Source organism: Hymenobacter coalescens, from assembly GCF_054783195.1.
On record NZ_BAAGRA010000003.1, the window covers coordinates 183,209 to 196,142 of the forward strand.

10 protein-coding genes are annotated in these 12,934 nt (G+C 68.3%); 4 read left to right on the top strand and 6 right to left on the bottom strand.

All coding sequences use genetic code 11. The features are described 5' to 3' along the window. The first annotated feature begins 71 nt into the window (after positions 1–71). Complete coding sequence (locus ACYVKQ_RS02855) at positions 72–407, top strand: winged helix-turn-helix transcriptional regulator (protein ID WP_460575417.1); 336 nt, start codon at positions 72–74, stop codon at positions 405–407. A 12-nt stretch (positions 408–419) separates the two neighbouring features. Here ACYVKQ_RS02855 and ACYVKQ_RS02860 read toward each other — a convergent pair whose 3' ends face one another. From ACYVKQ_RS02860 to ACYVKQ_RS02870, 3 genes are all read right to left on the bottom strand, one after another. Then, complete coding sequence (locus ACYVKQ_RS02860) at positions 420–1,118, bottom strand: ClpP family protease (protein ID WP_460575419.1); 699 nt, start codon at positions 1,116–1,118, stop codon at positions 420–422. Between the two features lie 111 nt (positions 1,119–1,229). Beyond that, positions 1,230–1,526: a hypothetical protein gene (locus tag ACYVKQ_RS02865; protein WP_460575420.1), complete on the bottom strand. Its 297-nt coding sequence runs from the start codon at positions 1,524–1,526 to the stop codon at positions 1,230–1,232. Positions 1,527–1,530: 4 nt separating this feature from the next. Then, entirely contained in the window at positions 1,531–2,118 is a 588-nt protein-coding gene (locus tag ACYVKQ_RS02870) for an RNA polymerase sigma factor (RefSeq protein ID WP_460575422.1), read from the bottom strand. A 95-nt stretch (positions 2,119–2,213) separates the two neighbouring features. On the opposite strand from ACYVKQ_RS02870, the gene ACYVKQ_RS02875 reads away from it, so the two are divergent. Then, positions 2,214–3,077 carry a hypothetical protein gene (locus ACYVKQ_RS02875; RefSeq protein WP_460575423.1) on the top strand — a complete coding sequence of 288 codons (864 nt, stop codon included), beginning with the start codon at positions 2,214–2,216 and terminating at the stop codon, positions 3,075–3,077. A 206-nt stretch (positions 3,078–3,283) separates the two neighbouring features. After that, positions 3,284–4,195, top strand: coding sequence for a cation diffusion facilitator family transporter (locus ACYVKQ_RS02880; RefSeq protein ID WP_460575425.1), 912 nt, complete (start codon positions 3,284–3,286; stop codon positions 4,193–4,195). Positions 4,196–4,283: 88 nt separating this feature from the next. Here the strand turns inward: ACYVKQ_RS02880 and ACYVKQ_RS02885 are convergent, their stop codons facing one another. Both ACYVKQ_RS02885 and ACYVKQ_RS02890 read right to left on the bottom strand, forming a co-directional pair. Then, complete coding sequence (locus ACYVKQ_RS02885) at positions 4,284–4,808, bottom strand: DinB family protein (protein WP_460575427.1); 525 nt, start codon at positions 4,806–4,808, stop codon at positions 4,284–4,286. 65 nt (positions 4,809–4,873) lie between these two features. Beyond that, positions 4,874–5,851: a helix-turn-helix transcriptional regulator gene (locus ACYVKQ_RS02890; protein ID WP_460575429.1), complete on the bottom strand. Its 978-nt coding sequence runs from the start codon at positions 5,849–5,851 to the stop codon at positions 4,874–4,876. A 537-nt stretch (positions 5,852–6,388) separates the two neighbouring features. Between ACYVKQ_RS02890 and ACYVKQ_RS02895 the strand changes: the two genes are divergently transcribed. Beyond that, on the top strand, positions 6,389–7,507 hold the full coding sequence (locus ACYVKQ_RS02895) for a pectate lyase family protein (RefSeq protein WP_460575432.1): 1,119 nt from the start codon (positions 6,389–6,391) through the stop codon (positions 7,505–7,507). Between the two features lie 181 nt (positions 7,508–7,688). On the opposite strand, the gene ACYVKQ_RS02900 is transcribed toward ACYVKQ_RS02895, so the two are convergent. Then, positions 7,689–12,647 (bottom strand): LamG-like jellyroll fold domain-containing protein, encoded by a 4,959-nt coding sequence (locus tag ACYVKQ_RS02900; RefSeq protein ID WP_460575434.1) that lies wholly within the window; start codon positions 12,645–12,647, stop codon positions 7,689–7,691. Positions 12,648–12,934: the final 287 nt, after the last annotated feature.

The following is a 12,934-nucleotide window of genomic DNA, read 5'->3' on the forward strand; positions in this document are numbered from 1 at the left end:
TACAAAACTACAGTCGGCCTCCGCCCCCGCCGCTGTAGCTTTGTAGAGCTACTTTCCGTTTGTATAGGCCGATGTCCAACCCGACCACCCAGGAACTTCGCCCGCTCTGGGACGCCCTTGCCGTCGTGTGCGGGCGTTGGCGGATGCCCATTATTCATTGCCTGTGCGGCCAGCCGCTGCGCTTTTCCGAGCTGGAAGCGCACCTCGACTGCATCACGCCCAAGGCCCTGGCCGAGCACCTGCGCGCCCTGGAGCTGAACGGGCTGGTGAGCCGCGAGGTGGTGCCCTCGCGGCCCGTCGTCACGCGCTACGGCCTGACGGAGTACGGCCACTCGGTGCTGCCGCTGCTGCGGGAAATGCGCCGCTTCGGCGAGACCCACCGGCAGCACCTCACGCAGCAGGGCTAGCGGCCCGCGGGGCTACGCCGGCGTGCGTTCCAGCACCTCGTCCACCAGGCCGTACGCCTTGGCTTCGTCGGCGCGCAGCCAGTAGTCCCGGTCGGAGTCGGCGTGGATTTGCTGGATGGTTTTGCCGGTGCGCTCGGCGTAGATGCTGTACAGCTCCTGGCGCAGCTTTACCACTTCCCGAGCCGTTATTTCAATATCGGCCGACGGGCCCTGCACGCCGCCCGAAGGCTGGTGAATCATCACGCGGGCGTGGGGCAGGGCCGAGCGTTTGCCCAAGGCGCCCCCGCACAGCAAAAACGCGCCCATGGAAGCGGCCAGGCCGGTGCAGATGGTGGCCACATCGGGCCGGATGTACTGCATCGTGTCGTACATGCCCAGGCCGGCGTACACCGAGCCGCCGGGCGAGTTGATGTAGAGCAAGATGTCCTTCTGGGCATCCACCGATTCCAGGAACAGCAGCTGGGCGACGATGATGTTGGCGATGTTGTCGTCGACGGCGGTGCCCAGGAACACGATGCGGTCCATGATCAGGCGCGAAAACACGTCGATTTCGGCGAAGCGCGTCGGGCGCTCCTCGATAACCGAGCGCGTCATGCCCGTGACGACCGGCCGGGCCAGCCCTTCCACGTGGTGTTGGTACTGGTCGAGGCGCAGGCCGCTCAGGCCCTGGTGCCCGACGGCAAAGCGGCGGAATTCGGCGGAGTAGTTCATTGCAGAAACGGGGTAAAAGAAGGCAAGACGAAGCCGGGCCACGGCAAAACGGCCGCGGCAACAGGTGAAGAAATCAGGGAAGAAGAAGTGCGTTGGAAAGGGCCCGAACGCCTAGCCGCGCGGGCGGAAGCGGCGCCGGAGTAGGGCGCGCAACCCCGCCGCAGCCCCGCGCAGCCAGCCCCCAGACGCGGGGCCGTACAGCTCCCGGTGAATCTGGCGCAGCTCGCGGCGCAGCTGCTGCCGGCCCGCCAGCTGCAGGCCCTCGTACAGCTGCTGCTGCGTGGCCGCGTCGTGGGCCAGCGCCGGGTCGAGCAGCAGCTCGAGTTGCCAGGCGGCGGCTGCGGCGGGCGCGGCCGGGGCCAGCAGGTGCGCTTCGATGCGCTGCAGGCGGGTTAGTTCGGGGCGCATGGCATCAGGCGGTTAGGGCGTCGGCGGTGTGCTGCCAGGCCTGGCGCACGGCGCGGCGCAGGTGTTCAAGGCACTTAAACTTCTGCACCGTGGCCGAGCGCACGCTGCGGTACGCGTGGGTGTGGGCAATCTGCTCTAGCGGCTGGCGGTGGTAATAAAACGCCAGCAGGATGCTCTGGCACTTCTCGCCGAGCTGTGCCACGTAGTCGAGCACCGAGCGGGCTTCTTCGTCGGCGGGCGGCTCGGGCTCAGACCACGCCGCCGCGTCCGCATCGAGGTCGGTGAGGGGCAACTGCCGGCGCCGGTGCAGCTCGCGCCGCCACAGGTTGCGGCTGATGGCGACCAGAAAGGTGCTCGGGGCTGCCGTGAGCACCAGCGTATCGGCCACGGCCTTTTCGTAGAGCACGATCAGCGCGTCCTGAAACACATCCTGGGCATCCTGCGCCGAGCCGCCGCGCTGCTGCACGTGCCGCCGCACCAGCGGAAAGGCGCGCCGGTAGAGGCGGGTAAGCGTACCCGCGCGGTCGGTGCGCAGGGCCGTGCGCAGCGCGGCGGCGTGGTCGGCGGGCGGAGCAGAGAGGGCAGCAGTCATGGCAGCAGCGGGGAGTGGTACTGGTTAATCGGCGGGGCGGCGAAATATCACCCGGGGCAGGCTAAAAATTACGGATTTTGCTTTCCGTCAGGTACTTGTTTCTTTGCGGGGCCGCCGCCCTCACCCTGTCGCGCCCCCTGCTGATGCTCTACGCCGATTTCGCCCTATCCCAGCGCCTGGAGCGCACCGAAGCCCAGTGCAACGTCGCCTTCGTGGAGGCGCGGGCGCGGCGGCAGCCCGGCAGCGGGGCCGCGTGGCGGGCGGTAGCCGGCGCCTACGCCATGTTCGACGGCCCCGAGTCACCGCTGACGCAGACTTTCGGCCTGGGCCTGTTTGACCCGGTAGGGGCGGCCGATTTGGACGAGCTGGAGCAGTTTTTTACCGTGCGCGGTGCACCCGTCATGCACGAAATCAGCCCGTTGGCCGAGGCGTCGTTGCTGCCCTTGCTGGCCGAGCGCGGCTACCGCCCGCTGGAATACACCAGCGTGCTGTACCGCCCCCTGACGGCCGAGGCGGCCTTCCCGGCCGCACCGCAGGGCCCGCTCCGCGCGCGCCGCATCGAGCCGGGCGAGGAGCTGCGCTGGGCGCAGACCTCGGCCGCCGGCTGGGACACCGAAATGCCCGGCCTCGCCGACTTCATGCTGGACTTCTGCCAGATCAGTGCCCACAGCGCCGGCACCGAACCTTTTCTGGCCGAGTGGGAGGGCGAGGCCATTGCCGCCGGCGGCCTGTTCGTGCACGCGGGCGTGGCGCTGCTGGCCGGCGCCAGCACCGTGCCCACCGGCCGGCGCCGGGGGGCGCAGCTGGCCCTGCTGGAGGCCCGGCTGCGGCTGGCCGCGGCCCGCGGCTGCACGGTGGCCATGATGGGGGCACTGCCGGGCAGCCAGTCGCAGCGCAACGCCGAAAAGCAGGGCTTTCGCATCGCCTACACCCGCACGAAGTGGGCCCTGGCGCGTTAGGCCGGGATTTGCCCACCGCGGGGCGGAACTTGGCGGCGCGGCAGCGGGTTTGAGCAGGCCGTAACCGCCGCTGAGGCCGGCCCTGGTCGGAAATTGTGCGTGGCGCCGGCGCAACGGCGCGTCTGCTTGCGCCGCTGCGCCGTACTTTTGCGGGCTACGCCTCGTCATTGTTGGCCCCGCGGCTTTTGCTTCACCCGCTTTCACCCATGCAAGAATCGACTCCCTCCGTGCGGCCCACCGTGGCCCGCGTACAGCGCGGGCAGCGCAGCACCCTCGTGGGCATCGGGGCCAACCTGCTGCTGGCGGTGGTGAAGGCGGCGGCCGGCGTGCTGGGCAATTCCTACGCCCTCATCGCCGATGCCATTGAGTCGACGGCCGACGTGTTTACCTCGCTGATGGTGTGGCTGGGGCTGCGCACGGCCGCGCGCGAGCCCGACGAAAATCACCCCTACGGCCACGGCAAGGCTGAACCCCTGGCCTCGCTGCTGGTGGCCGCCGCGCTGGTGGTGGCCGCCGCGCTCATCGTGTGGCAAAGCGTGCTGCACATCCTTACCCCACACAAGGTGCCTTCGCCCTTTACCCTGCTGGTGCTGGCCGGGGTGGTCATCGTGAAGGAATGGCTGTTTCGCCACATCGACCAGGTGGGGCAGGAGGTGGGCAGCGGGGCCGTCAAGGCCGACGCCTGGCACCACCGCAGCGACGCCATCACCTCGCTGACGGCCTTCGTGGGCATCAGCATTGCCATCGTGGGCGGGCCCGGCTACGAGGCCGCCGACGACTGGGCCGCCATCGGCGCCTCGCTGATCATAGTTTTCAACGCCTACCACATTTTCCGGCCGGCCCTCGGCGAAATCATGGACGAGGCCCCCGCCGGCTCCTGGCCCGACGACGTGGCGCGCATCGCGCGCACCGTGCCCGGCGTGCTGGGCACGGAGAAGTGCATCGTGCGCAAGATGGGCCTGGAGTACTTCGTGGATTTGCACGTGCTCGTCGACGGCGACATCAGCGTGCGGGAAGGACACGCCGTGGCCCACGCCGTGAAAGACACCGTCATTGCCGAGCTGCCCATGGTGTACGACGTGCTGGTGCACATCGAGCCGGAAGACTGGCACCAGTAGGGACAGTCGGGCGAATCCAGCGCAAAAAGAGAACGTCATTCCGAGCGAAGTCGAGGAATGACGTTCTCTTTTTGCGGCTAACCGCGGCTTAGCTCGGCCAGTTCTGTTCGTCGGCGCTGGGGCCGTAGGGGCCGGGCACGGGCACGTCGAGCAGGCGCAGGTACACGGTGAGCTGCCCGCGGTGGTGAATCATTTGGCTGATGAGGTGGCGCACCACCGAGGCGCGCGACTGGCGTACGAGCACCTGCTCGCCGCTGCGCATGGTCCAGATTTGCTCCAGGTCATCGGCCGTGGCGGCCTGCAGGCCCGCGGTGGCCGCGGCGGCGCGCTCCTCCAGGTAGGCCAGCAGCTCGGCGGTGCTGCCGATGGGCGTGGCCGGCGCGTTGTCGAACACCGCCACGTCCAGGTCGGTGGACTCCAGCGTGTCCTTGATCCAGCCGAGGACGTCGGCGGTGTGGCGCAAGAGCTGGCCCAGGCGCATGGACTTGGCGTGGGGCTGCCAATCGAGCTGGGCTACCGGGGCGCGCTCGAACACGCGGCGGGTCTGGGGCACTTCTTCGTGCAGCTCGGCGAGAAATACTTGGGCGGGGGCGGCTACCAGGGCGGTTTCCATGGGCTTGTGTGGGGTTTGGGTTGATTGATAGCCCAAACTTCCGGCCCCCAGGTGACAGCCCTATGTCAGCAGACTTCGGCCGGGGCGCAAAAAAAATCGTGGGCGGCGCGGGCCAGCTCGCGCACCCCATCCTGCAGGCTCAGCGGGGCCAGCACCTGCACCTGCCCGGCAAACAGCAGCAGCCAGCGGCCAAACTGCTCCAGGCAGCAGGGCACCAAGGTCATTTCCACCCAGCCGGTGGCGTCGGGCGCCAGCTCGTGCTTCCAGCCGAAATGGTGCTTCTCGAACTGGACCTGGTTGAGCACCCGGGGCCCGAAGCGCACCACCACTACCTCGCGCTGCCAGAGCCGCGCCTGGTCGGCCCAGTAGGTTTGCAGGGTGTCGGGGCGCGCATCGAAGGCCTCGTCGAGCACCTGCAGGCCGGCAATGCGGTCGAGGCGGAAGTCGCGGAACTCCTGGCGCAGGCGGCAGAACGCCACCACGTGCCAGTGCTGCCCGAAGTACAGGCCGATGGGCTCCACGTCGCGGCGGGAAGGCGTGCCCTGATGGCCGGCGCGGTACTCCAGGCGCACCACGCGCTGGCGGGCAATGGCGTCGAGCAGGGGCTGCTGGGTGCCAGTGGCGGGCGCGGACAGCAGCTGCGGGTGCCGACGCGGGCCGCTCACCACCCGGATGCGCGAGCTGAGGGCCTCCACGTAGTCGCGGTCGGGGCGGCGGAGCACGGCGCGCAGCTTGTCCATGGCTTCCTGGCTGAGGCGGGCGGTGTGCTCGTCGGCCAGGCGGGCGGTCAGCTTTTCGGCGGTGAGCAGGGCCGTGGCTTCCTCGCGCGAGAACATGACCGGCGGCAAGCGGTAGCCCTCGGCCAGCGAGTAGCCCACGCCGGCCTCCCCGCAGATGGGCACGCCGGCTTCTTCCAAGGTGCGCAGGTCGCGGTAAATCGTGCGCAGGCTTACCCCGTAGCGTTCGGCCAGCTCGGGGCCCTTCACCACGCGTTTGGCCTGCAGCTGCACGAACAGGGCGGTGATTCGGTCGAAGCGGTTCATGGTGCGGGCAAGGTAACAAGCAGCGGGCTGAAACGGGAAGCAGCGCCGGCCCGGCTTACTCAATGGCGTGCCGCCAGAGAAGCCTCGTTGGGCAGCCTTGGTCACTCGGATGGCCAGCCAGGGGCTGCGGACTACACGCCGCGCTACCGCCATCCTCTCCTGAGCCGGGCCCGGATGCCGGCCAGAATAGCGGCGTGTTGGAAGTCGGTGGTTTTGTGAAACAACAACACGGCGGGCCGGGGCCGTCGTGAGGGCAAGCGCTTGGCGGCCGGCCGCGGAAAGCACACCGGCGGTAAAATCCCAAGTAGAACAACGCTTTTCATTGCGTCGCTTGCCAACAGCAAAGGCAAGGTACGCGGCCCGCGCGGGCAAGCTGGCCTCGCGCCGGATGCCTTAGGCAACGTTCCCGACAACGTTTGCATAAATAAACCGGGCGCAAGGGTGCCGATTTTTCTCCCCGGCCAGGAAATTGTACCGTGCCGGGCTTTACCCGGGTCCTCCGCGGCACCTTCCCTCTGACTCGCTTTTCCCTTTAGCATGATCAATCTTTCCCCTGATTTGGGAGCCGGCCCTGGCCGCAAGGCCACGCAGGCCGCACGCACCCTGCTACTAAGCGGTGCGCTGCTCACCGCCCTGCTCAGCTGCGGCACCAAAAACAAGCCCACCGACCCGGCACCGGCGCCCACGGAAACGCCCGGCACCCCTGAGCCGGCGGCGTTTGTCCAGACGGGCTTCTCCACCCAGAACGGCGGCACCACCGGCGGGGCGGGCGGGGCGGTGGTCACGGCCACCACGCTCGACGAGCTGCGCACCTACGCCACGAGCAGCACGCCCTACATCATCAAGATTGACCGCACCATCTCGGGCGGCGCGCAAGGGGCGGCCATCAACGTGAATTCCAACAAAACCCTGCTGGGCGTGGGCACGGCGGGTTTCCTGGAAGGCGTGGGGCTGAACATCAGCAGCAAGCGCAACATCATCGTGCGCAACCTGAAGTTTACCATGTCCACCGTCACCACCACCTTCATCAACGACGAAGGCCGCCCGCAGGTGGCTGCCAACGACGGGGACTGCGTGACCATTCAGGGCAGCAGCCAGAACGTGTGGATCGACCACTGCGAGTTCTTCAACCGCGACCCGGCCACGCAGCCCAATCAGGACCTTTACGACGGCCTGGTGGACGCGAAGGGCAACAGCGAGTACATCACCGTGTCGTGGTGCTACTTCCACGACCACCACAAGTGCCACCTCATCGGCTCGTCGGATACGGATACCTACGACCGGAAGATGACCTTCCACCACAACTACTACTCCAACATCAAGGAGCGCGTGCCAAGCTACCGCGGCGGCACGGCCCACGTGTTCAACAACTACTTCAAGCACGTGGCCGGCTCGGGCGTCAACAGCCGCGTGGGCGCCTGCCTGCTGGTGGAGAAGAACGTGTTTGAGGACGTGCGCGACCCGGTGGTGTCGAAGAACAGCACCGTGCTCGGGAAGTGGTCGGCCAGCGCCAACCAGTACCTGAACTGCACCGGCTCGCAGCCCACCAACGCCTCGTGCACGCTCACGCCGCCGTATGCCTACTCCGGCGTGCTCAACAGCGAAGCCGACGTGAAGGCCGAGGTCGTGGCCAAGGCCGGCGTCGGCAAGCTGTAGCCAACCCAACCGCTCGCAACAACACAGGCTCTGGCAACCGCCGGAGCCTGTGTTGTTTTCAGACGCGCCGACGCCCGCCGGGCCCCGCGCCGGCCGAAGCGCGACGACCGGCTGCCGCGCAAAATAAAACCGGGCCTCCGCCACTGGCGAAGGCCCGGTTCGAAAAGCCGAGGCCGGGGCGCTACGGCACCACCACGCGGCTGGTGAAGCTTCCCGTGGCCGTCGTCAGGCGCACCAGGTAGGTGCCCGCTGCCAGGCCGGTTACGGGCAGCGTGCCCTTGGCCGTGGCCGCCACGCTGTGGCGGGCCAGCTGCCGACCGGCCAGGCTCAGCAGCTCCAGCTGGCCGGCTTCGGCCGCGCTGAAGTGTAGCACGCCGTCGGTAACGGCGGTGGGATACACCGTGAAGGACGCCAGGCCGCTGGCCGCGCGGGCGGCTTGCGGCCGCAGATCCGCAGAGGCCGCCGGGGCGCTGGCCGTGGCGCCGCGCAGGGCCGTGGGGCAGGCGCCGAGGCTGCAGCCGTGCTGCAGGTGCGCCGGCACGGCGCTGGCCGCTACGCTGATGAGGTTACCGTCGTGGCACACTGTCACCTTGTTGCCGTGGGGGCCGCTGCGGGCATCAATCACCTCGATGGTCACCTCCGCCGTGGCCGCGCAGCCGAACTGGTTGGTGGCCGTTACGGTGAAGGTGTAGCTACCGGCAGCGGTGGGGGTGAAGACGGGGTTGGCCGCGGCCGCGTTGCTCAGGCCGGCGGCCGGGCTCCAGGCGTAGGTGGTCGTCGCGCCGTGGGCGGGCACCGAGGCCGTCAGCGTGAGGGCCTGCGCGCCGTAGCCGAGCACTACGGTGCGGGCGTCGGTGCCGGTGGGCGTCTGGTCGAGGCGGCTCACGGCAACGGCCGGGGCCGGCACGGCACCCACCACCGTCACGGTAGCGCGGGCCGACGCCTGGTTGCCGTTGGCGTCGGTGGCCGTCAGCACCACTTCCTGCGGACCCACCTGCGAGCAGTCGAAGGCGGTGCGGTTCAGGGTGAGCGAGGCCAGGCCGTAGTCGTCGCGGCTGCCGTTGTCCACGTCGGCGGCCGTGATGGTGGCCGCGCCGTGCACCAGCGTCACCGAGAGGTTGCGGGTCGTCACCGTGGGGCGCACCGTGTCGGCCACCGCGAAGCTCCACACGTCGCCGGGGGCCGTTTCCCCGTCGCGCACGGCATCCACGCGCCAGAAGTACTGGCCGAGCTGCGTGAGGTTCGGGGCCGCGAAGCCGGGCGTGGTCAGGCCGGTGGCGACGGGCGCCAGCGTGGCGGCCGAGGTGCCCAGCAGTACGTTGTAGGTTTGGGCCGAGCCGCTCCAGCTGAGCGGCACCGTGCCGTAGCCGACGCCGGTAGCGCCGTCGGTCGGGCCAGGGCTGGTAGCCTTGGCCACCAGCGGCGAGCCGGCCAGCAGATGGGCAATTTCGGCGTCGCCGAGGGCGTAGTTGTAGAGGCGCACGTCGTCGAGCAGGTCGCGGAAGGGCTTGTTCTCGGCCGAGTTGCCGAGCAGCAGCGGGTCGGCCTTGCCGATGGTGCCGGTGGTGTAGGCGCGGGTGGCCACGAGCGTGCCGTTCAGGTACAGCTTCAGCGTCTTCGAGGCCACGTCGCGGATGGCCACGATGTGCTGCCATTGGTTGGTGAACAAATTGTTCGGGGCGGCCGAAACGCGGAAGGCGGCGTCGGTTTTGGTCGTGCCGTCGTCGATGCTGAAGGTCAGCACCCCGTCGCGCAGCTGCAGGCCGTACCACTTGCCGGTGCCCGCCTCAAACGTGCCCTTGTGAAACAGGTAGGTGTCCTTGGCCGGCGCGGGCGAGGAGGTGTAGTTGTTGAGCGGAATCTTGGTCCAGAGCGACACGGTGAACGAGTTCTGGTCGAAGAGCAGCTGCGGGGCGCTAGGCACGACCACGGCGCCGTTGCTGGCGCTGGTCGGGCCGAAAAGCAGGCTGCTGCCAAACTTGCCGTCCGGGGTCGGCTGCTGGCCGGTCCACTGGCTGGTGCCCAGGCCGCGCAGGGTCGCGTCGTGGCGGTAGTTGCTGTGGTCGCGGGCCACGGTGCCGGTGGTTTCGTCCAGCTTGTAGTGCGCCACCAGCCCGCGGGGGTTGCCGGTGCGGAACGACCAGGTTTCGCCGGTGGTGGTGCCCAGGCTGCTGACGGCATCCACCCGCCAGAAGTAGGCGGTGTTGGCCGTCAGGTTGGTCAGGGTAGCGGCCGCGTCGGCCAGCGTCACGTCGCCCACGAAGGCCAGGCTAGTGGCCGAGGTGCCCAGGTAAAGCTTGTAGGAGTCGGTCTGGTAGCCGCCCTGCCAGCCCACCCGCACGTCGCCGAAGCCTTCCACCACGGCGTTGGGCGCCAGCGAGGGGTTGTAGGCCTGCAGAGGCAGCGGGCCGGCGTGGCGCAGGCGGATGATGTCCTGGGCCGACAGCACGTAATTGAATACCTTCAGCTCGTCGAGCTGTCCGGTGTAGGGCGCCGGGGCGTTGGCCGTGGCGGCAAACTCCAGCTCGCCGATGTTGCCGATGATCAGGGCGCTGGTTTCGCCGATGCCGTTGGCCTTGGTGGTGATTTCCTTGATGAGCGTGCCGTTCTGGTAGAGCAGCAGCTTCTTGTTGGGCACGTCGCGGATGGCCACCACGTGCACCCACTGGCCGGAGTAGAACAGCGTGCCGTCGGTTTGCAGCTCGTCCTTGTTCACGTCGTCGTCGATGGCGAAGCGCAGCTGCCGGTTCTTGAACTCGATGTCGAAGCGCTTGCCGGTGGCCCCGGTGGCCGCGTTGCGGGTGATGGAGCCTTTGCAGAGCAGGTAGGCGCTTTCGTTGTTGGTCTGCGGCAGCGTGGCCGGGTCGGCCTTCATCCAGAATGACAGGGAGAAGGAATTGCGGTCGAGGTAGAGCTGGTCTTGGTGCGGAATGCGCACCACGTAGCGCGAGGGGTCGGCGGTGGCGAAGTTCAGCGCCCCGTTTTCCTTGCCCGGCACGCGGATGCTCTGGTCGTCGTCGTCGAGGCCGAGCACGCCGTGGTTCTGGTAGCTCGACTGGTCGAGAATCTGCAGCCCGTCGGCCTGGGTTTCGTCGAAGGCCCAGTGGCCCACCATTTCAGGCACCACGCTGCCGGTGGTGCGGAACGACCACACCGGGCCTTCGGTAACGCCTTTGGCGTTGATGGCGTCCACGCGCCAGTAGTAGGTCGTGTTGTCGGCCAGGCCCGGCACGGTGTAGCTGGGCGCGGCCGCGTAGGCCACGTCCGCGCGCTTGGTCAGCGCCCCCGGCGAGGTGCCGAAGTACACGCCGAAGCTCGTGGTATTGGCCGAGCCCGTCCACTTCAGCTGAATGCCGCCGGCCGTGAGGTCGGCGTACTGCAGCCCGTCGGCGGGGGTGGGGCTGGCCGCCAGGCCCGGGGCCGACGGCAGGGCCGGGGTGCGCACCGTGGCCACCGTGCTGTAGGCCGATTCGGTGGTGGGCGTCACGGTCTTGAGCCGGTAGTAGTAGGTCGTGTTGGGCGTCAGGCCCGCGTCGGAGTAGCTCGTGGCATCGGCCGCGGGCTGCGCGATGACCGCGTAACTCGTGCCGTTGGTGGAGCGCTCCAGCACGAAGTGCGTCTCGGTGGTGGCGTTGTCAGTCCAGCTCAGCGTTACTTCGCTGCTGGGCGCGGGCAGCTCCGTGGAGGTGGCCAGCAGCTGCACGCCCGTGGGCGGCTTCACGAAGGCCGGCGCGGGCGTTTTGATCAGCGAGTTGACGTACACCTCCACGTTCAGGTACGCGGGCTGCGCGGTGCTGAAGGCCACCGCGTCGGCGGCGTTCTGGGGGTTCAGGCCGTGGCTGGTTTCCCAGGAGTCGGGCATGCCGTCCTGGTCCGAATCCGGGGGCGTCGGAGCCCCGAACACTTCGCCCAGGCCACCGTTGGCGAAGGGCAAGTCCGATTCGTTGTACACGTAGTAGCCCTGGGTACCCTTGGAGCGCACCTCGTCAATCATCAGCCCGTCGACCTGGTCGCGGCGCGGGTAGCAGGCCCCGGCCGAGTCGATGACGTGCTGGTAGGCCTGCACGGCCGTCAGGCGCGGCGCGGCCGCCGGGTAGGCAAAGGGCTGCGGCCGGAAGCCCGCGCCGACGATGCCGGGGTAGCCCACCGTGTCGTAGGGCACCAGGGTGCCGTTGAGCTGCCCGTCCCGGTCGTTGTCAAAGTAGTTGCCGGCCCCGTAGAGGTAGAACGTGCCGGTGCCGCGCGAGAAGGGCGTGGTCTTGCTGGGCGGGGTGAGCGGGCCGCCCACGAAGTAGTTGTTGATGATGTTCACCTCCGACACGCCCGCCGAGCCGCCCATGATGTAAGCGTCGCCCGACCAGCCGTAGTTCAGCTGGTTGCCGAGGCGGTTGCCGTTGCCCCAGTCGTACACCACGTTGTTGACGAACTCGTTGATGCCCTTGACTTTGGGGTTGCGGGTCTTGTTGCTGATGTAGAGGTTTTGGAGCAGGCTCACCTTGCCGCCGTCCGGGGTCTGGATCAGCCCGCCCGCCGAGTGGTTGACCTTGTGCAGGCCCTGCCCGATGATGGAGTTCTGGATGGTGATGTTGTCGGGCGCGGTGCCCTTGCCGTCCCAGTTGATGCTGAACACCTCGTCCATGCCCCAGGAAAAGGACATGTGGTCGAGGATGATGTTGGAGCCCTGCGAGAGGCCCGAGGCGTCGTTGCCCTGGTTGTCGGTGGCCCCGAGGCGAATGCGCAGAAAGCGCGCGATGGAGTTGCTGGCCCCGGTAAACGTGACGCGCTTGTTGAAGAGCACGATGCCGTCGCCGGGGGCCGTCTGGCCGGCAATGGTCACGTTGGGCGCCACCTGCACGTTGCTCTGCAGCCGGATGATGCCGCCCACGGCGAAGGTCACCACCCGCCCCGGCTGGCTCACCGCGTCGCGGAAGGAGCCCGGGCCGGAGTCGTTGAGGTTGGTCACCACGTACACCGAGCGGGCGGCCACGCCGCGGGCGCCGGTGGCGAAGCGGCCGAAGCCGTCCGCGCCGGGAAAGGCCACGGTCTGCGCCTCGGCCGCAGCGGCAGAAACGAGCTGTAGTGAAGCCACGGCGCCCAGGGCGGCCACGCTTCGCCGCAGCAAAGGGGTACTTGTTTTCATGTGGAATGGGTTTGGTAAGGTGCAGGGAGAGCAGGCCGGCGGCGGGGCCCTCTGAAGTAGTCAGTGAGCGGTTACTGACTTAGCCCGCCGCCGGGGCAATAGTATTCCGCTGGCCGCTCTGGCGTGTCCTGTACCTTCCTGCGAATCTTTGGATTATCGATTGTTCAGCCGAAAGCTTTCCCCACGGCCACGGCAGCGGCTTCTTGCGCGCGGCTACCCGCGGGCTGGCGCACCAAGACGGTGGTTTTGGTGCGGCCGCTTGCCACACGGGCACAGGAGACTGCCGT